The sequence below is a fragment of the Almyronema sp. genome, from assembly GCF_052168255.1.
GTDB classification, from domain to species: domain Bacteria; phylum Cyanobacteriota; class Cyanobacteriia; order Phormidesmidales; family Phormidesmidaceae; genus Sphaerothrix; species Sphaerothrix epifaneia.
The window spans coordinates 176449-199925 of sequence record NZ_JBQLZL010000042.1; the positions used below are offsets into that span (position 1 = coordinate 176449).

23 protein-coding genes are annotated in these 23477 nt (G+C 49.0%); 10 read left to right on the plus strand and 13 right to left on the minus strand.

The genetic code is table 11. The annotated features are described in order from the left end of the window. Positions 1-35 precede the first annotated feature (35 nt). The 9 genes from nuoK to ACTS3T_RS10090 all read right to left on the minus strand — a co-directional run bounded on the left by nuoK (position 36) and on the right by ACTS3T_RS10090 (position 6547). Complete coding sequence (gene nuoK / locus ACTS3T_RS10050) at positions 36-341, minus strand: NADH-quinone oxidoreductase subunit NuoK (RefSeq protein ID WP_377961616.1); 306 nt, start codon at positions 339-341, stop codon at positions 36-38. 50 nt (positions 342-391) lie between these two features. Then, the gene (locus tag ACTS3T_RS10055) at positions 392-1003 is read right to left on the minus strand and encodes an NADH-quinone oxidoreductase subunit J (protein WP_377961613.1); all 612 of its coding nucleotides are present in this window, start codon (positions 1001-1003) and stop codon (positions 392-394) included. A 64-nt stretch (positions 1004-1067) separates the two neighbouring features. Continuing rightward, complete coding sequence (ndhI, locus tag ACTS3T_RS10060; protein ID WP_377961906.1) at positions 1068-1688, minus strand: NAD(P)H-quinone oxidoreductase subunit I; 621 nt, start codon at positions 1686-1688, stop codon at positions 1068-1070. Between the two features lie 108 nt (positions 1689-1796). After that, positions 1797-2915 (minus strand): NADH-quinone oxidoreductase subunit NuoH, encoded by a 1119-nt coding sequence (nuoH, locus tag ACTS3T_RS10065; protein ID WP_377961903.1) that lies wholly within the window; start codon positions 2913-2915, stop codon positions 1797-1799. A gap of 228 nt (positions 2916-3143) precedes the next feature. Continuing rightward, positions 3144-3416, minus strand: a complete 273-nt coding sequence (yccX, locus tag ACTS3T_RS10070; RefSeq protein ID WP_377961611.1) for an acylphosphatase — start codon at positions 3414-3416, stop codon at positions 3144-3146. Positions 3417-3447: 31 nt separating this feature from the next. After that, positions 3448-4344 carry an SMP-30/gluconolactonase/LRE family protein gene (locus ACTS3T_RS10075; RefSeq protein WP_377961608.1) on the minus strand — a complete coding sequence of 299 codons (897 nt, stop codon included), beginning with the start codon at positions 4342-4344 and terminating at the stop codon, positions 3448-3450. Positions 4345-4349: 5 nt separating this feature from the next. Continuing rightward, positions 4350-4661, minus strand: coding sequence for a hypothetical protein (locus tag ACTS3T_RS10080; RefSeq protein ID WP_377961605.1), 312 nt, complete (start codon positions 4659-4661; stop codon positions 4350-4352). 27 nt (positions 4662-4688) lie between these two features. Next, positions 4689-5936: a precorrin-6y C5,15-methyltransferase (decarboxylating) subunit CbiE gene (cbiE, locus tag ACTS3T_RS10085; protein WP_377961602.1), complete on the minus strand. Its 1248-nt coding sequence runs from the start codon at positions 5934-5936 to the stop codon at positions 4689-4691. Further along, complete coding sequence (locus ACTS3T_RS10090) at positions 5933-6547, minus strand: precorrin-8X methylmutase (RefSeq protein ID WP_377961599.1); 615 nt, start codon at positions 6545-6547, stop codon at positions 5933-5935. Before ACTS3T_RS10090 ends, cbiE begins: the two co-directional genes overlap by 4 nt. A 41-nt stretch (positions 6548-6588) precedes the next feature. On the opposite strand from ACTS3T_RS10090, the gene holA reads away from it, so the two are divergent. The 3 genes from holA (at position 6589) to obgE (ending at position 9255) form a co-directional block, all read left to right on the plus strand. Next, on the plus strand, positions 6589-7569 hold the full coding sequence (holA, locus tag ACTS3T_RS10095; RefSeq protein ID WP_377961596.1) for a DNA polymerase III subunit delta: 981 nt from the start codon (positions 6589-6591) through the stop codon (positions 7567-7569). Positions 7570-7669: 100 nt separating this feature from the next. Beyond that, the gene (locus tag ACTS3T_RS10100; protein ID WP_377961594.1) at positions 7670-8209 is read left to right on the plus strand and encodes a DUF4168 domain-containing protein; all 540 of its coding nucleotides are present in this window, start codon (positions 7670-7672) and stop codon (positions 8207-8209) included. Continuing rightward, positions 8209-9255 (plus strand): GTPase ObgE, encoded by a 1047-nt coding sequence (gene obgE, locus ACTS3T_RS10105; protein ID WP_377961591.1) that lies wholly within the window; start codon positions 8209-8211, stop codon positions 9253-9255. Before ACTS3T_RS10100 ends, obgE begins: the two co-directional genes overlap by 1 nt. Before the next feature lie 107 nt (positions 9256-9362). On the opposite strand, the gene ACTS3T_RS10110 is transcribed toward obgE, so the two are convergent. The 4 genes from ACTS3T_RS10110 to deoC all read right to left on the minus strand — a co-directional run bounded on the left by ACTS3T_RS10110 (position 9363) and on the right by deoC (position 13798). Further along, positions 9363-10514, minus strand: coding sequence for a glycosyltransferase family 4 protein (locus ACTS3T_RS10110; protein WP_377961589.1), 1152 nt, complete (start codon positions 10512-10514; stop codon positions 9363-9365). A 105-nt stretch (positions 10515-10619) separates the two neighbouring features. Then, entirely contained in the window at positions 10620-12071 is a 1452-nt protein-coding gene (locus ACTS3T_RS10115) for an MFS transporter (protein ID WP_377961586.1), read from the minus strand. 16 nt (positions 12072-12087) lie between these two features. Continuing rightward, a complete protein-coding gene (gene recO, locus ACTS3T_RS10120; RefSeq protein WP_462934932.1) occupies positions 12088-13062 on the minus strand; it encodes a DNA repair protein RecO in 975 nt (324 codons plus the stop codon). Between the two features lie 61 nt (positions 13063-13123). Then, positions 13124-13798, minus strand: coding sequence for a deoxyribose-phosphate aldolase (gene deoC / locus ACTS3T_RS10125; RefSeq protein WP_377961580.1), 675 nt, complete (start codon positions 13796-13798; stop codon positions 13124-13126). Positions 13799-14205: 407 nt separating this feature from the next. On the opposite strand from deoC, the gene ACTS3T_RS10130 reads away from it, so the two are divergent. The 7 genes from ACTS3T_RS10130 (at position 14206) to ACTS3T_RS10160 (ending at position 23424) form a co-directional block, all read left to right on the plus strand. Continuing rightward, on the plus strand, positions 14206-15135 hold the full coding sequence (locus tag ACTS3T_RS10130) for a glycosyltransferase family 2 protein (RefSeq protein WP_377961577.1): 930 nt from the start codon (positions 14206-14208) through the stop codon (positions 15133-15135). 88 nt (positions 15136-15223) lie between these two features. Further along, a complete protein-coding gene (locus ACTS3T_RS10135) occupies positions 15224-16189 on the plus strand; it encodes a glycosyltransferase family 2 protein (RefSeq protein WP_377961575.1) in 966 nt (321 codons plus the stop codon). A gap of 11 nt (positions 16190-16200) precedes the next feature. Continuing rightward, positions 16201-16848, plus strand: coding sequence for a hormogonium polysaccharide biosynthesis acetyltransferase HpsU (gene hpsU, locus ACTS3T_RS10140; protein WP_377961572.1), 648 nt, complete (start codon positions 16201-16203; stop codon positions 16846-16848). 749 nt (positions 16849-17597) lie between these two features. Beyond that, positions 17598-18389 (plus strand): WecB/TagA/CpsF family glycosyltransferase, encoded by a 792-nt coding sequence (locus tag ACTS3T_RS10145; protein WP_377961569.1) that lies wholly within the window; start codon positions 17598-17600, stop codon positions 18387-18389. 415 nt (positions 18390-18804) lie between these two features. Then, the gene (locus ACTS3T_RS10150) at positions 18805-21063 is read left to right on the plus strand and encodes a GumC family protein (RefSeq protein WP_377961567.1); all 2259 of its coding nucleotides are present in this window, start codon (positions 18805-18807) and stop codon (positions 21061-21063) included. Between the two features lie 47 nt (positions 21064-21110). Continuing rightward, positions 21111-22175, plus strand: coding sequence for a polysaccharide biosynthesis/export family protein (locus ACTS3T_RS10155; protein WP_462934933.1), 1065 nt, complete (start codon positions 21111-21113; stop codon positions 22173-22175). A gap of 46 nt (positions 22176-22221) precedes the next feature. Then, positions 22222-23424: a glycosyltransferase family 2 protein gene (locus ACTS3T_RS10160; protein WP_377961561.1), complete on the plus strand. Its 1203-nt coding sequence runs from the start codon at positions 22222-22224 to the stop codon at positions 23422-23424. Positions 23425-23477: the final 53 nt, after the last annotated feature.

A 23477-nucleotide genomic window follows, 5' to 3' on the forward strand; every position in this document is an offset into this window, starting at 1 on the left:
AGTCAGCTAACGCTGAAGCATATGATTTAGCTAACCTACCACTTCAGCAGGTTGAACTGCTCCATATCCACCGTGTCTCGGTTGCGATAAATAGACAAAACGATTGCCAGCCCCACCGCTGCTTCGGCTGCCGCAATTGTGATGACAAACACAGCAAAGACCTGCCCAGTTACGCCCTGAGGATCTAGAAAGTTGGAAAAAGCCATCAGATTCAAATTCACAGCATTGAGCATTAGCTCAATAGACATCAAAACGCGAATCACGTTACGGCTGGTTACCAAACCATAAATACCTACACAAAACAGAGCAGCAGCTAAGAGCAAATAGTATTGAAGCGTCATAATGGATTCCTAAAAACGAGCGTTTTGACAACGGCTGAGCCTAGGTTTAATTAACTTTCTTCTGATTGGATAGAACCTGCCGAGGCTAACTCTCGCGGACGTTCTGGCAGCTTAAAGACTTCTGCAGTTGCTTCGGGTAACTCATCAGGCAGGTACTCTCGACGAGCCAGAATAATAGCACCCACCAGCGCCATTAAAAGCAGCACTGAAGCTAGCTCAAAAGGAAGCAAGAAATCACTAAAGAAATGTTCGCCAATGAGTACGACCGAGCGATCGCCTGCTGCCGCTTCTGGCGAAATTTCCCAAGGCGTCGCCACAACCATTGAACTTAGCAAAGCAAACAAGCCAGTACAAACACCAGCCGTAGTTAGTTTGCCAAGCCAAGCATTCGGCATTGACTTAAACGCCTCTTGCTTGTTGACCAGCATGATTCCAAACAGAATCAAAACGTTGACAGCTCCCACGTAGATCAAAATTTGGGCAGCAGCCACAAAACCCGCATTCAGCAAAACATAAAGCCCTGAAATGCTGATGAATACCATTCCCAGCAAAAAAGCTGAGTAGACAATATTTTCTAACAGTACAACGCCCAACGCTGCTGCTAGCATCATTGCCGCTAGCAACATAAACGAGACGAACTGTACGCCTTCTGCTAAGTTCACAACCGTTGACTCCTTACAGACAACTGAGAAAGCTTGGGTTTCTCAACAGTTAAACACCACACACTTATTTTTTGGCGTCTGCTGACATTTCTTTTTCGCCTGATGCTGGCTCCATCTCATCTAAAATTTCTTGCGGTAGCTTACCAGCCCGACGCGAACTACCCGATAAATTATGAGGATTCATTACCCCTTTAGGCAAATAAGCCAGCTCCCGTAGCGGTGTCACCATTGGATCTTCAGTGACTTTGTAGGGCAATCGACCCAGAGCAACGCTGTCATAGTTAAGCTCGTGGCGATCGTAAGCAGCTAACTCATACTCTTCAGTCATCGAAAGACAGTTGGTTGGGCAATACTCGACACAGTTGCCGCAAAAGATACAAACCCCGAAGTCGATACTATAGTGGTTAAGTTTCTTTTTCTTAGAAGCCTTATCAAACTCCCAATCCACCACTGGTAGATTGATGGGGCAAACCCGCACACAAACTTCACAAGCGATACACTTGTCAAACTCAAAGTGAATTCGCCCGCGAAAGCGCTCTGACGGGATCAATTTTTCGTAAGGATACTGTACGGTTATCGGGCGACGTCGCAAGTGATCAAAGGTCACGGACAAGCCTTGACCAATATACTTTGCTGCTTGGGCAGTTCCCTTAGCATAGTCACCAACTTGCTTGAGAAAATTCAGCATGAGAGAGTCCCTCTAAATTGGGATCACAGAATGTACAAAGACTTTAGCTAGAGTCATATAGCTTTATTTAAAAGCTACAGACTATATAGCCTGGTCAAATTATCGCTAGCCGCCAAAGGCAACTGGAAAAGCCAATTTGAGAGCGGCTGTCAGCAGCAAGTTAACCAAAGATACTGGAAGTAAAAATTTCCATCCCAGATCAAGCAGCTGGTCAATCCGGACGCGAGGCACAGTCCAGCGCAGCAAAATAGCTAGAAAAACCAGCAGATAAGCCTTCAGCAGGGTCATCATCACGCCTAAGGAAGCCGTAATCACCTGTAGCCAGGGCGTATTTTCACTAATGCCTGTCCAGCTAGAAATTAGCTCAATAGGAATTAAAAAGTCCCAGCCGCCTAGATAGAGTACCGCTACCAGCAAAGCTGAAAGCACCAAGTTGACGTACGACCCGACAAAGAAAAGGCCAAACTTCATACCAGAGTATTCAGTTTGATAGCCTGCAACCAATTCTTCTTCTGCTTCCGGCAGGTCAAAGGGTAGACGCTCTGCTTCTGCTAAAGCTGCAATCCAAAAAATCAAAAACCCTACGGGCTGACGCCAGACGTTCCAGCCCAAAACACCGTAGCCAGACTGCTGTTGCACAATGTCGATTGTGCTGAGGCTGTTTGACATCAAAACGACAGCTAAGACCGCCAACGCTAGCGGAATTTCATAGCTAATGGATTGAGCAGCCGCTCGTAATCCGCCTAACAACGAATATTTGTTGTTAGAAGAATAACCTGACATCAAAAGACCAATTGGCGTGATGCTAGAAAGAGAAATCCACAGAAAAATACCAATTCCGAGGTTAGTGATTACTAGATTTTGACCAAAGGGAACGATCAAAAACGACAAAAACACCGGAATAACAACGATCGCTGGGCCTAACGTAAAGAGCAGAGGATCGGATTTCGCTGGGGTAATATCTTCCTTAATAATTAGCTTGAGGCCGTCAGCCACTGCCTGGAGGGTTCCCAGAGGGCCTGCATATTCTGGCCCAATGCGCTGTTGAGCCGCTGCCGAAATTTTGCGCTCTAGCCATACCGTCACGAAGATACTGACGGTCGCCGAAACCAAAATCAAAAACATAGGTAACGGCAGCCACAAGGCTTTTGCAGCTCCTGATGACAGCCCTAAGTCAATTAGGGCTTTGACAAAGGTGCCTTGTAGGTCGATTCCTTGCTCCATGTCTACCAAGGTTAAATTTATGAAGTTTCTTTTACGCTGTCTACCGCCTAGTATATCCCCCGACTGCTGCTTCCAAGGCTGTCATAAGTAAGAAGATTGAGTTTCAGCTATAGAGGTAGGTCAATCACTGGAGCGATCGCACGAATTGCTTACCAAATTCATCGAAAAAACGACTGTCATACCTGGCACCAGCCGTCACAATTCCCTAGCTCAAGCAGCAAAAGGGCTTCAATAGGCGATCGCAAAGCTGTCAAATTTTTGCGTAGCTGTCTGCTTGGTGGCTTCTACGTGGGTAACGTCAGCCGCAGGAGGCCCTTGTTTCGCCCAACTCAGCAGCGCTTGTAAGGCGCTAGCCTCGCCTTCGGCCACAATTTCTACAGTTCCGGCAGGTAAATTTTTTACATAGCCTGTCAGTCCTAGTTGCAAGGCTCGCTGACGCGTGTGATAGCGAAAGCCTACGCCTTGAACAACTCCATGAACAATCAGTTCCATACGTTGCATATCAGTTACCTCTAAAGCGTCAGCCCAAAGATCAAGAAGCTAGCCGACCGGCAAAGGTGCCGCTAGGTAAACCGGACACCGTCGTTTTGATACAAAATAAATCCCCTGAGGTGACGCTGGCTTGAATTTCAGCTTCGCTCAGCCCAACCGAGGCTGTCGTTACATATAGCGTTTTTAAGTCGGCTCCGCCAAACGTGCAAGCAGTAGGCCGCTGTACAGGTAGCCTGACGCGCGCCAGTTCTTTGCCTTGGGGGCTAAAGCGAATCACACACCAGCCGTCCCACATGGCCGACCAAAGACAGCCTTGGGCATCAACCGTTAAGCCATCCGGTTTGAATGGCGTGGACTTGAGATCGATAAGCACCCGTCGTTGCGCGATCGCCCCGCTGCCTAGGTCAAATTTATAGGCGTAGATCACCTGAGCGCCTGAATCCGTCAGGTAGAAAGTTTGATTGTCAGGACTCCAGCCCATACCGTTAGAGATGGTTAGCCCTGTCTCCATGCAATAAAGAGAACCGTCGGGATCATAGCGGTATAAGCAGCCCTCAGGCCCTTGAGTAGACATCGAACCAAACCAAAAGCGACCCGCAAAGTCACATTTGCCATCGTTAAAGCGATTGTGGGGCTTGTCAGCTTCCAGCAAAAGCAGAGTGGTTTGTTGACCAGTCTCTAGGTGGTAAACCGCCAACTCATGGCGGAGCGCAAGCAGTAGTCGCCGATTAGAGGCGATTGCTAAGCAACCGACCACATCGCCAACGTCAAAATAGCGAGTTTGGCCAGTCGCGGGATAAAATTCGTGCACCCGGTGATTATAAATATCTACCCAGTAAAGACATTGACGAGCCAGATCCCAGGCTGGACTTTCTGCTAAACGGGATCGCAGCGTTAAAACATTTTCAACTGGATAGCTTGAGGAATGAGTCGTCACTGTTTTTATTTTTTGAAAAAGCTACAAATTAAAAAACCTGGGCCATTCGCTTGAAACGGTACTGCTTCGCCAGTTGAGCGTATCTGCACTTGCCGCCGACAGTCATAAACAGCAGCGGCCAGCTTGACCCCATCCACACTAATTTCAGCCCGGTATTGCCAATAGTACTTGGCGCTGCGCTTAAGACTTAGAATACAGATTTGCTGCCCTGCCACGTTCTGGCAATGAGAAAAGGCTTGGGCTGGCGTTGCCATCAGCAGCCCAAGCACCAAACTCAGTAAGGTACCCAGTAAGGCGATCGCTTTTCCGAACGTCAATTGACTCTTTAGCGCCATCAAACCTGATTACCGACTCAAAACTACCAGCGTTATCGGATTTAGAGGCAGCCAACGGGTTAAATCTGCCACTGCTGCCGAACGGGAAAGCTGTACCTGTAATAGCCAATGCCGCCAATCGGGCAAACACTGCTGCCGCCACGTCAACACCGTACTGAGGTGTTCTAACGTAGCCAGCGCTAGTACAATCCTGCCACCGGGTTGTAGCCGTTCGCTACTCACTTGCAAAATCTCAGCTAAATGCCCCCCGCTGCCGCCAATAAAAACCCGATCGGGAGCAGGCAGTGAAGCCAATGCCGCTGGCGCAACTTGCTGCACCAGCTTAACCGTCTCGACCCCCAACCGCTGACAGTTTTGCTGAATCAGCGTTGCCCCAACCGCAGTTTTTTCAATTGCATATACTGTGGCGCTGGGCTGTAACCGAGCGATCTCAATGCTGACCGATCCGGTTCCTGCTCCGATGTCCCACACGACCTGATGGGGCTTGAGCGCTAATTCGCCCAAAACCAGCAGACGCACCTCGCGTTTGGTGATTAAACCAGGGCGATCGCTAAAACTTAAAAAGAGTTCATCAGCCAGACCAAAGCTCGGCAGGGTAGACAAGTCTAGCTGCTCTGATTCAGGCTGACGAATCAAGACAACAACGTTCAAAGGATCAAACGTTTGAGTTGGCACAGCCCCCGGGGGATAACAGTGAACTCGCTCGGTTTTAGCCCCTAAATTTTCACAGACCCAGAGTTGATAAGGTGCTGACAAAGACAGTAACCCTGCAGCGATCGCCTGAGGTGGGTATCGTTCATCGGTAAGAATGGCAATTTTTTCAGATCCTTGCTTGAGCGCTGGCAGCAAATTGTCGAGCGATCGCCCATGCAAGCTAACGATCTGAGCATCTTGCCAGGGAAGCTTTAGACGACTAAACGCTAGCTGAATCGAGCTGAGGTGCGGATGAAAAACCAGTTCCTCGGCGGCAAAATGTTGTAACAACAGTCGGCCTAACCCAAAAAATAGGGGATCGCCTGAGGTCAAAATGACAATCCGTTGCTGAGGCTGCTGCGCCCGCTGCGCCTGTAACGTTTCTATCGCCGTCGATAACGGACTCAGGGCTAACCGCTGGGCAGTCTCTTGAGGGAAATAAGACAAATGACGATCGCTGCCTACCAGCAAATCTGCCTGCGCAATCAGCGACTGTATCGCCGGAGAAAGTTCGGCCTTTCCCCCCGCTCCCACGCCTACCACCTGAATGGGCGGGTAGCTCATAGTGACTCCCAAGCCAGCACCAGCAGCGCATTTACAATCGCAGCCGCCACGCTAGAGCCACCTTTGCGCCCAGCAACCACAATTTGAGGAATCTCTAGGCGAGCCAACTGCGCCTTTGCCGCTTCTACGCCGACAAAACCAACAGGTACCCCAATCACCAAAGCCGGACGCACCTGACCCCCGGCGATCGCTGCGCACAACGCCGCTAAGGCTGTAGGGGCATTACCCACGACATAAACTGCCTCCGGATACTGACGACAGCACTCAATCAGACCCGTTTCGGTGCGCGTTTTACCCGGTAAAGCCACTTTCGCCTGATCCACCGCCACCACGATAGGATTGTCAAAGGTGCGGGCGACCAGTGTCTGCACGCCCTGCCTGACCATATTCACATCCACGACCAAGGGTATGCCAGTAACCAGGGTATTTTTTGCGACTGCGATCGCCGTTGCACTAAAGCGTATGGCCTGCTTAAAGTCAAAATCGGCTGTACTGTGAATAACGCGACGCACTACGGCATATTCGTCTGGAGTAAACCCATGAATGCCAATTTCACGGTCAATAATGGCAAAACTTTGCTGCAAAATCGGATGCTGAACCAGAGAAGCCATTGCCACAAAAAATTATTTGCTTTCTCATTGTGACGTGAGCTATGCCAGTTTTTTTATTTTGGGGCGATGATGACTTTCGGCTGAGCCAAGCGATTAAAACTTTATGCGATCGCAGTCTAGATCCGCAATGGCACAGCTTCAACTACGACAAACTCAGCGCCGAGCAAACCGAAAGCCTAATCCAGGGTCTCAATCAAGCCGTAACCCCGCCTTTTGGTAGTGGCAAACGGGTGGTTTGGTTGCAAAACGCCGCTATTTTTCAACGCTGTAGTGAAGCCCTCCTGCAAGAACTCAGCCGCACCCTACCCGCTGTGCCAGAGGCCAGTATTTTGCTCTTTACCAGCGCTCAAAAGCCTGATGGACGGCTTAAATCAACCAAGTTATTGCAAAAACACGGCAAAATTCAAGAATTTTCTGCCATTCCCCCCTGGAAAACTGAGCTGCTCCAGCAACAGGTTCTCCAGACGGCGGAACAGGCAGGGCTAACCCTGACGCCAGAGGCCGTTGAGCTGTTGGCTGAATCAGTCGGCAACAACACGCGTCAGCTAGTAAACGAAATTGAAAAACTCAAAATTTATCAAGGCGACAGCCAACTCCCCTTAGCCGCTGAGGTTGTGGCCCATTTGGTTGTCGTCAACACCCAGAGCAGTCTACAGCTAGCCACAGCCCTACGACAGGGCGACACGGCTCAGGCGCTCAAGTTAGTCACCGATTTGATTGAGCGAAACGAACCAAGCTTGAGAATTGTCTCTACCCTGGTCGGTCAATTTCGTACCTGGCTTTGGGTGAAGGTGATGATGCAGGCGGGCGAACGAGATGAAAAAGCGATCGCTCAAGCGGCTGAAGTAAGCAATCCCAAACGAGTTTATTTTCTGCAAAAAGAAGTCCGTTCCCTGGCGTTAGACAGTTTGCAGCAAACGCTGCATAAACTTTTAGAATTAGAGGCCAGCCTCAAGCAAGGTAAAGCCGAAATTCCCACGCTGCAAACAAAAATTATCGAAATTTCTCAACTTCTTCAGTAAACTATAAAGCCAGCCATCCTTCGGAACTTCATTTCAGTAGAATGGTCTGAAGCGACTATGTACTTTTTAAGATAGTTTTGGTCGTTAACCAGAATGCAAAATGTCAATTCAAGCTTCTAATATCTACTCATTTTCTTTTAGCCAACAGATTCTTCGTTCAGTTTCGGCATTTAGCAGCCTTTTAGTCACCCTCAGCGGCCTTGCTGGCGTTCAGGTTAACTGGCGGCAGACTTCTTCACCGCTTCCGGGGCTTCACATCACCAGCCGTGTGGCTCAAGCGCAACCGCGCTCAGAAACAATTACCGCTGAAGAAATTACGGGCTACGCCCGATCCGTTCTCCAAATGGACGCGCCGCGTACCGAAGCTTACACTCGGGTCAAAAATCTGCTCATGGCAGAAAATTTGAGTGCGAGTGAGCTAGACATGAGCTGCCCCAATGCCAACAGCCTGTCAAATTTGCCGCGTCGTATCCGCAGCCAGGTGCGAGAAATTATCGTTCGCTATTGTACTCAAGCTGCCGAAATTGTCGTCAGCAATGGTTTAAGCGTTAGTCGTTTTAACGAAATTACAGCAGCGCATCAGCAAACCCCCGCTCTTCAAGAACAAATTCGTCAAGCAATGATTGACTTACAGCAGTAATGCAATTTATCGACCAGGCAGAGGTAGACGTAATCGCAGGCAACGGTGGAGATGGCTTAGTCGCCTTTCGACGAGAGAAGTACGTGCCAGCAGGTGGCCCAGCAGGTGGCAATGGTGGCCCAGGTGGATCGGTCTATTTAGTGGCTGTTAACCACCTGCAAACGCTTTTAGACTTTAAGTATGCCCATAGCTTTAAAGCAGAAAATGGCGAACGAGGTGGCCCCAAAAACAAAACCGGAGCAGCCGGGCGCGATCGCCAGATTGAGGTGCCCTGTGGCACGGTTGTCTATGATGCTGCCACAGGCGAACTACTAGGAGATTTAGTACAGCCCGGACAGAGCCTTTGTGTGGCTCAAGGGGGCAAAGGCGGTTTGGGTAATCGTCACTTTTTGAGCAATCGCAACCGTGCTCCTGAGCGAGCTTTACCAGGGCTACCCGGTGAAGAACGACGCATCCGATTAGAACTCAAGCTGATCGCTGAAGTCGGCATTATTGGGTTACCGAATGCTGGTAAATCAACCCTGATTGCGGCTTTATCTTCAGCTCGACCTAAAATTGCCGATTATCCTTTTACCACCTTGGTTCCCAACCTCGGCGTGGTTCGCAAAGCAACGGGTGACGGCACCGTATTTGCGGATATTCCTGGGCTAATTGCGGGTGCCCATACAGGTTTAGGCTTGGGTCATGAATTTTTGCGTCATGTCGAACGCACGCGTTTGCTGCTGCATTTAGTTGACGCAACGGCTGAAGACCCTGTCCAAAACTATCTCACTATTCAAACCGAACTCAGCGCCTATAGCGAAACCCTAGGCGATCGCCCACAAATTCTAGCCCTCAATAAAGTCGAGGCGCTTTCTCCTGAGGTGGTAAAGGCGATCGCAGCCGACCTTGAAGCGACTGCCCAAACCAGCGTTTTTTGTATTTCAGCCGTCGCCGGTACGGGCTTAGACGCGCTAATGCAAGCAGTTTGGCAAGTCTTAGATCAGCCTCCGCCAGAACCAGCTACTCCAGAATCTTCTTTTTTGTCTACAACTGAATTTGTTTAGCCATGACAAAAAGTTGACCAACAAAAAGGTAAAACCGTAGCTATCGTTCTTACCTGCACAGGCAATAAACCAACGGGAAAAACAGCACGTCCGCTGGGCAATGTTGCTTAAGCACCGCGACTGAGATAAAGGCGAGAAGTTCGCAGCGTTTCAGCATAGAGGGCTTCTAGCTGGCTAATATTGCCTCCTAAGGTATAACGCTCTAGCACCCGCTGTCGGGCTTTTCGTCCCAACAGCGTCGTCATTTCTGGATGGTCTTGAAAGACCGGGAGCAAAGCCTGTAGCTGGGTTGACACCCGCTGAGTATCTAAAATAACCCCAGCTCCATTTTCTAATACCTCGCCGTCAGCCCCCGCATCAGTGGCAATACAGGCCGCTTCGCAAGCCATTCCTTCAAGAAGCGAAAGCGAAAGCCCTTCAACTAGCGAAGGCAAAATAAACACGTCAGCTCCGCGCAAAATTTCGATTCGGCGCTGCTCATCAGCCACAAACCCCAGCCAAATCACATTTTCTTCAGAGCCATAAAAAGCTCGCAGCGAGGAGGTTAAAGGCCCACTGCCCACAATTACCAGCTTACTGCTAGGTGCTAATTTAGCCTGCTTCCAGCCTCGCAGCAAAGACTCAACGTTTTTCTCAATTGAAAGCCGTCCCTGATAGACAAACAGCCGCTCTGCCCCAAATTCTTGTTTGACGGGAGAAAACCCAGGCGCATATTTGTCAATGTCAACCCCGTTGGGAATAACGCTTACCCGTGAAGCGGGAACCCCCAGCTTTACCAGCAGATCTCGCTGAATCTGAGAAAAAATAATCACGCGATCGTAATGGGCTAGGCAAGGAGCATAAATTTGATAAGTTAAGTGCTGGGTACCAGAAGTCAGGTTCCGTCGCCGCCGATCAAAAGCCGGGTGAAAAGTCGCTACCAGGGGAATCCCCAACTCTTGACAAATTTCAGGCAAACGAAAGTCAAGCGGCGACAAGGTCAACGAGGCGTGAACAATATCTGGCTTCAGTCGCTTGAGCGCCTGCATCAGCAACTTGCCTGAGCGAAAAGACGGAATCGTGAGAATCTGAGACTTAAAAATAAAAGGCAGCGAAACTTCCTGGCAATCAGGGCGATCGCTTGGCGTTTCCTCTTCAGGCTGAGCAAAATGAAGGAAAGTTACCCGATGCCCGCGGTCTAGTAAAGCATTCGTAATCTCCCGACCATAGGTAACATTGCCGCAAAAAGGAGATTTTTTACCAAGCCAAGCGATGTGCATTCAATTAAAGAGAGAGCTAACAGCAGCCAGGAAAGCCGACTAAAAATCGTCAAGCCATGACTTTGGGAGAACTTAACAAGTATATAGCCGCTTCTCAGCAGATTCTCAAGCGGTCAACTTTGGACGACTGATATACCAAGTGACAATTCCACCAGTTATGACCAATGCTGCCAATCCCAAAAACACCGTCTTCAATCCCAAAAAGGTTTCCGCTAGCCCAGCCAGTGCCAATGGCAAACTCAAGGCAATATTAATCAAATTATTTTGCAACCCAAAAACCTTACCTCGCATGTCTTCAGGCGTTTTTTCTTGGATGGTTGTTTGCATCGGAATGCCAACAACCGCAGCAAACAACCCTAACAAACCAATTAACAGTAAACAGATCCAGAGGCTTTCGGCAAAAAAGGCCAGACCTATCAGCGTAGCCGTAATCCCCGCTGAACCAACAACATTTAAATGGCTGCGGGCAAAGCGCTGGCCAAACTGACCGATCAAAGCTGCGCCTATAGCCATGCCCACACCAGCCATTGCTAGCAAAAAACCAAACTGAGAAGACTTTAATACCGTAATTACTTCAGCCAAGCGCACTGCTAAAACCGCAAGTGCTGCAAATACCGAAAACAGCAACACAAGCTGAATTAAAGCACTGCGAACTAAAGGCTGCTGCTGAATATATTGCAACCCTTCTCGAATATCTCGCCAAACGTGGGGTTCGCTTTGCTTGGCAGCGCGCTTTTCGTGGGGGTTTAGCAGTAACAGCAATAAGCCCGCTAAGCCATAGCTCACTCCCACTAAAATATCTTTACCCATGCCAGAGCCGCCATCTAAAGGCGCAAGCCAGCGATCTGCGATCGCCAGTAGAGGTTCTCCCACGGCAAAACCGATAATGACGGAAGCCATCATCGTTGTTGTGTACAGAGAATTGGCCGACAGCAAATTGCCTTGCTTAACCACAAGAGGAATCACCGCTTGCTCAGCAGGGGCGAAAAACTGAGTTAGGGTTGACACCAAAAAAGTTGTCACCAGCAAAAGACAAAATCCAATGGGCAGTCCCTCGAACGTCCCCCAATCTTGCGACAGCCATAGCAAACCTGGCAAAAGAACCACTAGCACGCCTCGCAACAGGTTAGTAATCACAAGGACGGGCTTCTTAGCCCAATGGTCTACATAGACACCCGCCAGTGAACCAAACAAAACTGCTGGAATCGTAAACGCAATCATAATGGCCGATACCCAGCCACTAATCGTTTGTCCGGGGGACTCAAACTGGCTAGCAATGATAGAAATCATCAGCACTAGGTAGACCTTATCAGCCAGTTGAGAAAAGACTTGGCCACTCCAAAGGGTTAAAAAATTGGCGTTTTGTAAGACTGGCCAAAATCCTCGAACCGATTCTGACGTTTGAGCTGACGATACGGTATTTGACGACGCGGCGGCATCCGGTTGATCCTTAGAATCTTCAGCGCAAACCGCTGTCCGAGACTTCACTGGCCTATCCGGGCAGGGGTCAGGGGCAGTCACTGTTTTAGTGATGTCTGCGTCGGATTCTTGAAACATAAATCAGGAAATGAAGTTAATTAAACGACGGTGAAGGGGAAGAAAAACAGGCATCGATTAAGGACGCCGATCGGATTGACCTATCTAGATGATATTGGGCATAGTGTCTGAGAAACCGCTCTATCCGGTACCACAAATGATGGGGACTCGTAGTGACAGCCGCCGGGAGCGCCACTGCCATCGGCTGAACAACCAGTAGTTGTGGCTGACTAAGCTGTTGAAACAACGCTAGTTCCAAAGCATTCAGCCGAAATACCTGATCTACTTTGCGCTGGCGGCTCGAAGAACCTCTGCCTGAGGGCACCCGCCTGCTGGTAGACATGGCCGCCACTGATGAACGAACGATCTTCTCTTCAACAGGTTGCTTTTGGGTTTGTGGAGTTGATTTTTGCTGAGAAGACTCGACGCGATCGCCTAAGCCATCCAGTTCAGTTATCCGTACCGTTCCGCCTGCCGAGAGACTAAAGCCCACTTGCCAATCTGGGTCTAAAAGATCGGGTACGATCGGTTCTTGAGTAATACAGCAGAGGTGAACCTGAGGCGCAATTCCGGCTAGAGCCAACAAATGAAAGGTCGCCTGAGCCAGACAAGGCAGAACGGCAGCAGCCGTCGCTTGTTCTAAACGCTCTAAATGCTCAGTTAAAAGGCAAAAGAGCGACTCTTGAGGCTGTTCACTCAAGGCTTGATAAAGCGTTAGTTCAGCCAAATATTGACTGGCCGTTAGCTTGGTTAAGTTTGAGCTTAAACCCGGGAAGGATCTGACCGTCTCAGCTTGTGATATTCTGTCTAAGCTTTTGCCTTTAGCCAGCAGCAGCTGATTAATCACAAAAAGACCACTACGTCCTGCCAAGCGGGAATTATGTTTACGTGCCCCAGGCGCGACGACGCGAACCAACCCTTGTTCCTGAGTCAAAATTGTCAGCAACCGATCAGACTCTCCCAGAGGAGAACCCTTTAAGTTAATTCCCGTTGCTTTATAAGTACGACTCATTCAGAGTATGGGCAAACAACAGCCGCTTTCCTCAGCCAGCAATGGCTAGATAGGGATGTGGCTATTCTTCTAGGATACCGCGATCGCGTATAATCTCAGGCCCTCTTGAGGTACCTAAGCGGGTAGCTCCCGCCAAAACTAGCTCAACAGCCTGCTGCCAATTGCGAATTCCGCCTGAAGCTTTAATTCCAATCGAGTCTCCGCCTAGCTGTTTAAGCCGCTGTACATCCGCGATACTAGCACCGCCCATCCAACCCGTATGGGTTTTGAGAAAAGCAGCTCCGGCATCTAAACAAGCTTCTACGGCTATTCGCTGCTCAGCATCGGTCAAAAGGGACATCTCTAAAATTACCTTCACGGTTTGCCCAGTAGATTCGCAAATTTCGGCAACTTCTCGGTGCAACTTACGGGTTTCGCCCTGCTTGACCCAGCCTAAGTTAATCACCACATCTAGCTCAACCGCCCCATTCTCAACCGCCTCCTGAGCTTCAAACAGTTTTACGGCAGAGGTAGTTGCCCCCGTTGGAAAGCCAATGACAGTACAAACTTTAGGGGCTTTATTGTGCAGTAGTTCTGCTGCTTGCCGAACGTGCGCTGGGTACACACAGACAGCAGCAAAACCAAACCGTTCAGCTTCATAGCAAACTTGCGCTACCGCTTCTTGGGTGGCAGCAGGTTCGAGCAGTGCATGATCAATCAAAGGAGCAATATCAATTTCTTCGGGTTTAGTGAACACGCTAGATCACGGTAAAAATCATCTTGATCGTAGGAGATTTTTGAATCGCAAAGCCCCTACGTCAATACTCTAACGACAAGAAGGCTAAACCCTCTCTCCATTGACAGGCTGCAAAACAGGCTGCAAATGCATTGTCTCTAGCCAGTGAAGCTCGACGCCATAATAAACCGCTGCTGTTGACTGCTATTGCTGTAGCCCAAGCGCTGAGACACTTCAATTGCCAAAAGCCGCTAACAGAAAAGCTTTGTTTCTGCTCTCAGCCTTCAACTTCGACTTTTAGCTATAACTTTGGCCATTATCGTCAAGTTACAGGATGAATTGGGCATCTTGAGTAAGAGCCATGTCTTGAGCAGGTAAACCTTTTTAGATTTGTTGAGTTTGTCTCTCCCAAACTGGCCTTAAGTGCTATGCCCCAGCCTCAAATTTCAGCCATCATTTGTACCCATAATCGAGCTGCCTATCTAGGCGCGGCGATTGATAGTTTGCTACAGCAGACCTTTGCTGACTATGAGGTCATTGTGGTTGACAATGCCTCGACCGATCAAACCAAAGAAATTGTTGCCGTCCGCTCAAGCCATCCACGGTTGCGATATCTGTATGAACCCCAGCTAGGACTTTCAGTAGCCCGTAATACAGGGGCCCGTGCTGCCCAGGCTGAAATTTTAGCCTACTTAGACGACGACGCAGAAGCTAGCCAAAACTGGCTGGCCGCTCTGCATTCGCTCTACCAGCAAAATCCACAACTTGCGATCGCCGGGGGCAAAGTTACTTTAATTTGGCCACCCCAAACAACCCCACCTCGCTGGCTATCTCCAGAATTGGCTGCTAGTTTAGGAGCTTATGATTTGGGCGATCAGTTGACCTACATCGAGCAGCCAGGATTGACCCCCCGAGGGCTAAACTATTCTGTTCGTAAACAATTTCTAGAAACGATTGGCGGCTTTGATCCCAATTTGGGACGGGTGGGCACAAATTTGCTTTCTAATGAGGAAATGCATATGACCGAGCTAGCGCTAAAAGCAGGTTGGCAGGTCGCCTACGTGCCTCAGGCTTTAGCGGCTCATAACGTCGCTCCAGATCGGCTAAAACCTATCTGGCATCTCAATCGCAGCTGGTGGCAAGGTATTAGCGAGTGCTACCGAGAGCAATTGGCAGGGCGAACCGGGTTGAGCCAGCTACAACGCGGCAGCGAACGCTTGCTCAGAGGCAGCTACAAGGTGATTAAATATTGCCAAGATCCAGCGAAGCGCTTCGCAAATCTCGCCTATGCTTATGGACAAATTGGCTATCTTCTGAGCGCCCTACAGGGCATGATCCGTCCAGCCGTTACCAAATGATGAGCCTGGGTGATTAACCAGATCCCATAGATACGATGGCTGTTTCTTCAATCTAACGTTTGTCTGCCCTTATATTCGCTAACCTTTTATGACTGTTGTTTCCTCTAAGATTCCGGTTTCTGTGCTCATTCCCGCTAAGAATGAGGAAGCCAATCTACCGGCTTGTCTGGAAAGTGTTGCCAGAGCAGATGAGATCTTTGTTGTAGACTCTCAAAGCAGCGATCGCTCCATTGAGATTGCCGAAAGTGCCGGAGCACAGGTCATCCAATTTCACTTCAACGGACGCTGGCCGAAAAAGAAAAACTGGTCCCTAGAGAATTTGTCCTTTCGCAACGATTGGGTACTTATTGTAGATTGCGACGAACGCATTACCCCAGAACTGTGGGATGAAATAGCTCTAGCAATTCAGTCAGACGACCACAATGGTTACTACATCAACCGTCGCGTTTACTTTTTAGGCAAGTGGATTCGTCACGGTGGCAAGTACCCAGACTGGAATCTTCGGCTTTTTCGCCACCGTCAAGGCCGTTACGAAAATCTTCATACAGAAGACATTCGCAATACGGGCGATAACGAAGTACACGAACACGTTATCGTTCCGGGTGCCATTGGTTATCTCAAAAACGATATGCTGCATATCGATTTTCGTGATCTTTACCAATGGTTAGCTCGTCACAATCGATATTCAAACTGGGAAGCCAGAGTCTACTACAACCTGCTAACAGGCATGGGAGAAGACGGTACCATCGGAGCCAGCTTATTTGGTGATTCAGTCCAACGTAAACGCTTTTTGAAAAAGATTTGGGTGCGCCTGCCGTTTAGACCTTTGCTGCGCTTTATCTTGTTCTATTTTGTTCAACTAGGTTTTCTAGACGGCAAAGCAGGTTATATTTACGGGCGGCTACTCAGCCAATACGAATACCAAATTGGCGTAAAGCTCTACGAACTCCGTCAGTTCAGCGGTCATCTAAATGTGCAGGCTGCTGAAACAGTAGCACCTGCTGAAAAAGTACCCCAGCTTTCTACCCAGACTCATCCTCAACCAGACACTTAGGTTACTTAAGCATGTCGCCGCCTGATGCTGACCCTAAAAAGCTGGATTCAACTCGAATCAACCCAGCTTCGTCCTACAGTTTGGGTTCAGATGCTCTCGTTGATCTGCGCCGATATGACCAGTCTTGGTTTGATCCGGGTCGTCCTCGCTGGCTGATTATGCTGTGGTGGCTTATTCAGGCGATCGCCTTTCCGTTGACTTTACATGCCCACCATGCCCCTCGAAGAACACTGTTGCGATGGTTTGGAGCCAAAATCGGCAAAAGCGTTATCATCCGACCAACAGCCCGGTTCACTTATCCCTGGAAAGTAACTATTGGCGATTACAGCTGGATCGGAGATGATGTGGTTCTCTACAGCCTTGACACGATTCAAATTGGCTGCCACTGCGTAATTTCTCAAAAAAGCTACCTTTGCACTGGCAGCCACGCCGCCAGCGATCCTGCTTTTGAACTAAAAACAGCCCCAATCTTGATTGAAAACGGGGTTTGGGTTGCCACCGATTGCTTTGTTGGCCCTGGCGTTAGGATTGGAGCTAATAGCTTGATTGGCGCTCGCAGCAGCGTATTTAGCAACCAGCCACAACAGCACATTTGTTGGGGAACCCCTTGTCAGCCAGTGCGCTCTCGGCTATTTAAAGCCACTTTACCTAATCAATGACCTCCGATTTTGGCTAACCAGCCTCAATAGGATGGTCTTCAGGATATGCTCCTTTGGCCCAGTCATGAGCGCTAACCGCTTTTGTGCTTTTGCTTTACGAGCCAACTATAAAGTTTTTGTAATCTGTAGCGTAATTACGGAGAAAGTTCTAGCTTCTCAGCTAGAAAAATATGAGGTGGGTGGTCATCAACCAACAGATATACAAATTAGATCAGTCAGATCAGCATCTGACGAATGAATCAGTTCCTGAGACAGGCTGCGTCACGGCTAGTCGAACCAAGTTTGTATAAATTACGAGAGGTGAGGATTCCAGCCATCTGTACTAACAGATTTACCCCAGCAAGGGCATAACTTTGCCAGATTAGGCTTGTGGATATGCAGATGCGGCTTAACCCTCTGCGTATCTTGATCTCAACCTTAATCCGATAAAGCCTGAATCGTGACTGCAGAAAGTAGGCAGTTTAGACTACCGACTGAAGACTAGAAGTGGCAAAGTTGCAAAACCCTTAAGTAGATAGATGTTTCTATCTAAATGGGTTGGTAGACTGACGCTAAAGCTTCTAGAAAAGTTTTGGCTGAGTGTCTGCTACGGGATAAAGTTTGACGCTGTAGACGTCGCTTCTCAAGCCTTTTGCAGATGGAATGCTAGCATTTCGTCGGTTTAAGGACTTGGGGACGCTGGTTTTTGTCTTGCAATGTTCTCGTGACGTTACCGATTTATGCATTGAAGGCATCTGACAGTGACTCTGATGAATCAGATTAAGCTCCTTAATATCAAAATTGACAACCTTTCTCTGCCAGAGCTTTTGGATAGACTCAATCCCGCTCATGGGGGAATAGTCCTAACACCCAACGTCGATCACTTGATGAAATTGCAAAACGACGACCATTTTTACGACGTTTATCAAGCAGCTCAGTATCGGGTTTGTGATAGTCAAATTTTGATGTACGCTTCTAGGTTTCTGGGCACACCCATTGATGAAAAGATTTCAGGCTCTGACCTGTTTCCAGCTTTCTGCCAGAAATATGGAAAAGATCCTAATGTCAAGATTTTTTTACTAGGGGGTGGCCCGCAGGTGGCTCAACGGGCGCAGGAAAATATCAATCTTCGGGTTGGGCGTGAGCTGGTCGTTGCGGCTCACTCACCCTCGTATGGATTTGAGCAAAAGGAACAAGAATGTCAGGAAATTGTGGAACTGATTAACCAGTCTAGAGCCAATGTGCTGGCGGTAGGCTTGGGGGCACCCAAACAAGAAAAATGGATATTTAAGTACAAAGACTTGCTGCCAGACATCAAGGTATTTTTGGCGATTGGAGCTACGCTCAATTTTGAAGCGGGGATACTGCATCGTGCCCCTAAGTGGATGAGTGAACTAGGGGTAGAGTGGCTGTACCGTTTAGCGTGTGAGCCTCGTCGTTTGTGGCGACGTTATCTGGTTGAGGGTTTGCCTTTTTTCAAACTAGTTGTGCAGCAAAAGCTAAACCGCTACCGAGATCCTTTTGCCGCAAAAAGCTTGGTTGTGTCTCAGGAAAAGCTTTGACCTATGGCTCAAGACAGAAATCAGAGCGCAGAAGAACAGCTTTTCTGTCAGAGAATTTCAGCCATTGCAGGGTTTCAACGCTGGCAGCTACAGCGATCGCTGGCTTTCTCGGTAACAATAGAAAACCTATCTTCCGCTAGACTCTCATCCTGCCAACAGCTTCTATCGTAGGGCATAAACCCATGCCCGTTAGGAACCTTTGGAACCCGATTAGGTTCAAGTAAAGAAAGGGTAATCCGTTCGATCCGTTAGGATATTTTCAATTCTCCTGGCTTCTAGTGCAAGGTTCATCAAATCTTGTTGGCAACTCGATGACTAACCTGCTTAAGCTTGAAGTAAACCAGTCGTAGCTTAAGGGAAAATACTTAGCTATTGCCTGGAGATGCTGCCATGGCCTCAACCGTAACTTGTTTCTATGGAATCCAAGATTGCTAAAGAAGAGACAGTAGAAGCTGTTGAACAAATAGATATTCGCAAGTACTGGCTGGTCTTGAAGCGACGATGGTGGGCAGCAGCGGGGGCTTTTATGCTACCCATAGCAGCGGCAACAGCCCTGATTTTGTCTGAGGAACCTGCCTATAGAGCGAGTGGTCAGCTTTTGCTACAGGTTGATCGCTCAGCATCGTTAACGGGTGTAGGGCAAGACCTCAGCGATTTCGATACCGTTGGCAAGACTGACCCGCTGAAAACTCAAGCTGCGCTGCTGCGATCGCCGGTAATTCTTCAGGAAGTAGTAGAACAGCTCAATATTCGAGATGACGACGGCAATCTTATTTCTCCGGGGGCTTTAGCCAGAGGGTTAAATGTTCAAACCCTAGGCAGTTCAGATGTTTTGGCCGTTGGCTATGAGTCTAATAATCCAGACTTGGCTGTAGACATCGTCAATCAGGTGATGCAGACCTATGTAGACAAAAATGTTTTGACAAATCGAGCCACGGCTGTCGCTGCCCGAGAATTTTTAGAAAGAGAGCTACCGCTTGCGCAAGCTGAGGCAGAACAGGCTGCTGAAGAAATTCGCCAGTTCAAAGCGCAAAATCAAGTTGTGGCGCTTGAGCAAGAAGTTTCCACCACCCTAACGACGATTTCGGCTTTGAGTAATGAAATTAACCAAATTCAGGCCAGATTAGCTGAACTCGAAGCCCGCTCAACAGAATTGCAGCGACAACTTAATATGTCTCCTCAGCAGGCAGCTACGGCAAGCACTTTGAGCCAAGCGCCGGGTATTCAGCAAGTGCTGACAGACTTGCAGACTGTTCAAACCGAACTTGCCAGTCAGCAGGCTCTCTACACCGAAAGTCATCCTGTCGTCGAAAACTTACAGCGTCAGGCGGATTCTCTCAATGCCCTCTTACAAGATCGGGTCGCTCAAGTGCTAGGGCAAACGTTAGAGGTTTCACCCGCTAGCTTACAAATGGTTGATTTACAGCGGGGATTGACATCAGAACTGCTAGCTGTAGAAATCGAACGTTTGAGTCTGCTTCCGCGTATTGCTAGCTTGGTAGATACGCGATCGCGCTTTCAGCAACGAGCCGACGCTTTTCCGGCGTTGGAAAAACGGCAGCGTAATCTTGAGCGTAAGCTAGAGGCAGCTACCAGTATTTACGAGTCTTTGCAGGCCAGACTGCAAGAAATTTCAATTACTGAAAACCAAAGCATCGGGACGGCTCAGATTATTGAAGCGGCCTCCAACCCAACCGTAATTGCCTCTAATAGCAATAAGCTCCTCATAGCCGGAGCCGGAGCCGGGGTCTTTTTGGGCGTCGCGGTTGCTTTCTTCTTAGATTTAATCGACCGTACCATCAAAACCGTTCAAGACGCCGAAGCTTTGTTTGGCTACACGCTGTTAGGCGTCATTCCTAAGTTTGGTGCCGCTGAAGAATCCCAAAGCTTAGACGAACTTCCCCTGCAAAAAACGAACTCGCAAATCTCACCCCGTATCGTCACGCTTGATCCGGCGGGTGCGCATCACTCATTTGTCTACAGCGCTTATCAGATGCTGCAGGCTAATTTGAAGTTTATGAGTTCTGATAAAAAGAATCGGGCGATCGCCATTACCAGTTCCATTCCCAAAGAGGGCAAGTCAGAGGTTTCGGCTAACTTAGCGGCGACGCTGGCTCAAAATGGGGCGCGGGTGCTTTTGGTGGATGCCGATATGCGATCGCCCTCACAGCATCACCTGTGGGGTTTGGTCAACGCCGTGGGACTTAGCCATGTTCTAGTGGGCGAAGGAAGGCTTGAGCAAGCCATCCAAGCGATTTCTGACAACTTGTTTGTCTTACCCGCAGGTATTGTTCCGCCCAACCCATTAGCCCTGATTGATTCAGAACGCATGAAATCACTGATTCACGATTTCATGAGCCAGTATGACTACGTTATTTTTGATACTCCCCCACTAGCAGGCATTGCTGATGCGGCTGTCTTGGGTACAGCCGTGGACGGCATTTTGCTGCTTGCGCGTACCCGCTTTGTCGATTCAGCCAGTGCCACAGCAGCTAAAACATTACTGGCTCGTTCAGGCGCTAATGTTTTGGGGTTAGTTGCTAATGGGGTAGATACCAAGGAAGAACCCAACAGTGTTTATGCCTACTACTCCAGAGCGCCGGAAGAGTACCGCCTTGGTAATACAAAGCCCTTAGAACCTACCGCCAAACTACCTAACATTTTTTCAAAATAGCCTGACATCCACGACAATCCGTTCTTTTGTAATAGCTGCTTAGCGTTATGTTTCGTTGCCTGTCTTTCAAACCGCTATCTCTAGCAGCGTTGGTTGCTGCTGGCTGGTTAAGCCATAGTCAGTTTCTCCAACCCGCGATCGCCCAATCTTTGATTAGACCGCTGCCGCCACCTGCACAAGATGGGATAGCCCTCCCAACGCCTGTAAACTCGCCAGATTATATCCTAGGTTCCGGCGATGCCCTTGATATTAGCGTCATTGGCTACCCAGAATTTGATATAGAACGCATCATTTTACCGGATGGCTCAGTTTCAATTCCGCTGGTTGGATCTGTACCAGCAGCGGGCAGAACGCTCTCAAGCTTAACGACCGATCTAGACGCTCGGTTGCGACGCTTTTTGGTCAATCCTGTAGTAAGCGTTAGCCTTAACCAAACACGCCCCGTTATTGTCAATATTGCCGGAGAAGTCTACCGACCGGGGCCAGCGCAACTAACCGGGTCGGGGAGTTCTACGGGAATTCCCACCTTGAGCCAAGCACTCATTGCCGCGGGCGGCGTTCAGCGGGATGCTGATATTCGCCAGGTAACGGTTGAGAGAACCAATACTTGGGGACAGCGAGAACTCATCACGGTTAATTTCTGGGAAGCATTGACCTCTAATACAGACGTTAAAGATATTTTGCTAAGAGACGGTGATTCAGTTTTTGTACCTCAGCTAACGGCAGAATCAGCGGGCATTGATCAACGATTGGTGGCAAGTTCGAGTTTGGCACCCACCACCATTCGAGTGCGCGTTGTGGGTGAAGTGAGAAATCCAGGCGAAGTTTTAGTTCCACCCAATAGCTCCATTTCAAGTGCTGTTGCGGTGGCTGGTGGCCCTACCACAGACGCACGTTTGTCGGATGTTGCCCTAGTGCGCCTAAACGAGGAGGGGCTAATCGAAGAACAAGTTGTAGACCTAGATGACCTGGTTGATAACTATCAGGTTCAGGATGGCGACGTTATCTTTGTAGCCAAACGATCTTTTCCTTCTGTTTTAGACTTTTTGGGTCGGGTGTCTAGCGGCATTCTAGCCCCGCTTAGCTTGCTGAACTTTCTGACAGATTTCTAAAGCTCTGATTTGATCTTCTTGAGTAAACCCAAACCCTAAAATATGTATGCCAGAACTTAGCCACCTGCTTGCCTCAATTGCTGCAATCAGTCTGTTGATAGCAGCAAGCATCCTTTTACTGTTGTTGGGCTGGCTGTTGGCTGAGTGTCTTGCGGCTTTGTTACCCCAGCCCCAATCATCGGTGGTAGCCTCTACGGTCAAGACGGCCATTTTAATTCCCGCCCATGATGAGGCGGTTTGTATTCACCAAACGCTGGCGCTACTCATTGCCCAAGTTGCCGACCCAGCCAGTATTCTGGTAGTCGCAGACAATTGTACAGACGATACGGCTAAGATTGCTCGCAGTCTTGGCGTATCGGTTGCTGAACGGCATGATCTCAGCAAACGCGGCAAAGGGTATGCGCTGGACTATGGCCTGCAATGGCTAAAGCCTCATCCCCCCGATGTGGTTTTAATTGTTGATGCCGATTGCTGGGTGCAGCCAGGGGCGGTTGAGCAGTTGGCTCAGGCCGCGATCGCCACACAACGGCCTGTTCAAGCCACTTATTTAATGGAGCAACCAGACGAAGCCAGTTTAAAGGATGCGGTTTCAGCCTTCGCTTTTAAGGTAAAAAATCTCGTACGCCCAGCAGGACTGACTCGCTTAGGATTTCCTTGTCCATTGACAGGTACTGGTATGGCTTTTCCCTGGCCTGCCTTACAAGCGGTTAATTTGGCTAGCGGCCATATTGTAGAAGATATGAAGCTGGGTTTGGACTTAGCGATCGCAGGTTATCCGCCCCTCTTTTGGGCGGAGGCAAAGGTTTTAGGCCAACTGCCTCAAGATAGTTCAGTCGCTCAGAAGCAGCGCACCCGCTGGGAACATGGGCATTTGCAAATCATTACGGCCTATGGATTGCCAACTTTGATAGCGGCTTTTAGGCAAAGGCGTTTAGATTTAGGAGCCATGGGGTTAGATCTGTGTATTCCGCCGCTTTCGTTGCTGGTTGTGCTTTGGGCTATTCTGTTTGTAGCGGCAGCAGTCTTAGCCAGTCTTACTGCTTTCTGGTGGCCTTTGGCGCTTGTGATTGTGGGAGGTGGTTGCTTAGCGATCGCGATTGTGAGCGTCTGGCTAAAGTTTGGCCGTCGTGAGCTATCCCTAAAACAGCTTTTTTCAATTCCGCTCTACGTGGCCGCTAAAGTGCCCGTTTATCTCAACGTCTTACGCAAACCCCAAACAGAGTGGGTCAAAACAAAAAGAGACGTATAGCTAAAGGCAAAGGGCTGAGGGCAGAAGGAAAAGTTTTTTGTCAGGAGTTGGCA

Excerpts from the sequence above, each read along its gene's own strand:
- nuoK (WP_377961616.1), bottom strand. The coding sequence starts at position 341 with ATGACGCTTCAATACTATTTGCTCTTAGCTGCTGCTCTGTTTTGTGTA.
- nuoH (WP_377961903.1), bottom strand. The coding sequence starts at position 2,915 with ATGGAGCAAGGAATCGACCTACAAGGCACCTTTGTCAAAGCCCTAATT.
- ACTS3T_RS10155 (WP_462934933.1), top strand. The coding sequence starts at position 21,111 with ATGTTTCGTTGCCTGTCTTTCAAACCGCTATCTCTAGCAGCGTTGGTT.
- ACTS3T_RS10135 (WP_377961575.1), top strand. The coding sequence starts at position 15,224 with ATGACTGTTGTTTCCTCTAAGATTCCGGTTTCTGTGCTCATTCCCGCT.
- ACTS3T_RS10090 (WP_377961599.1), bottom strand. The coding sequence starts at position 6,547 with ATGGCTTCTCTGGTTCAGCATCCGATTTTGCAGCAAAGTTTTGCCATT.
- ACTS3T_RS10100 (WP_377961594.1), top strand. The coding sequence starts at position 7,670 with ATGTCAATTCAAGCTTCTAATATCTACTCATTTTCTTTTAGCCAACAG.
- ACTS3T_RS10110 (WP_377961589.1), bottom strand. The coding sequence starts at position 10,514 with ATGCACATCGCTTGGCTTGGTAAAAAATCTCCTTTTTGCGGCAATGTT.
- ACTS3T_RS10145 (WP_377961569.1), top strand. The coding sequence starts at position 17,598 with ATGAATCAGATTAAGCTCCTTAATATCAAAATTGACAACCTTTCTCTG.
- cbiE (WP_377961602.1), bottom strand. The coding sequence starts at position 5,936 with ATGAGCTACCCGCCCATTCAGGTGGTAGGCGTGGGAGCGGGGGGAAAG.
- ACTS3T_RS10160 (WP_377961561.1), top strand. The coding sequence starts at position 22,222 with ATGCCAGAACTTAGCCACCTGCTTGCCTCAATTGCTGCAATCAGTCTG.
- obgE (WP_377961591.1), top strand. The coding sequence starts at position 8,209 with ATGCAATTTATCGACCAGGCAGAGGTAGACGTAATCGCAGGCAACGGT.
- yccX (WP_377961611.1), bottom strand. The coding sequence starts at position 3,416 with ATGCAACGTATGGAACTGATTGTTCATGGAGTTGTTCAAGGCGTAGGC.
- ACTS3T_RS10150 (WP_377961567.1), top strand. The coding sequence starts at position 18,805 with ATGGAATCCAAGATTGCTAAAGAAGAGACAGTAGAAGCTGTTGAACAA.
- ACTS3T_RS10115 (WP_377961586.1), bottom strand. The coding sequence starts at position 12,071 with ATGTTTCAAGAATCCGACGCAGACATCACTAAAACAGTGACTGCCCCT.
- recO (WP_462934932.1), bottom strand. The coding sequence starts at position 13,062 with ATGAGTCGTACTTATAAAGCAACGGGAATTAACTTAAAGGGTTCTCCT.
- ACTS3T_RS10130 (WP_377961577.1), top strand. The coding sequence starts at position 14,206 with ATGCCCCAGCCTCAAATTTCAGCCATCATTTGTACCCATAATCGAGCT.
- holA (WP_377961596.1), top strand. The coding sequence starts at position 6,589 with ATGCCAGTTTTTTTATTTTGGGGCGATGATGACTTTCGGCTGAGCCAA.
- hpsU (WP_377961572.1), top strand. The coding sequence starts at position 16,201 with ATGTCGCCGCCTGATGCTGACCCTAAAAAGCTGGATTCAACTCGAATC.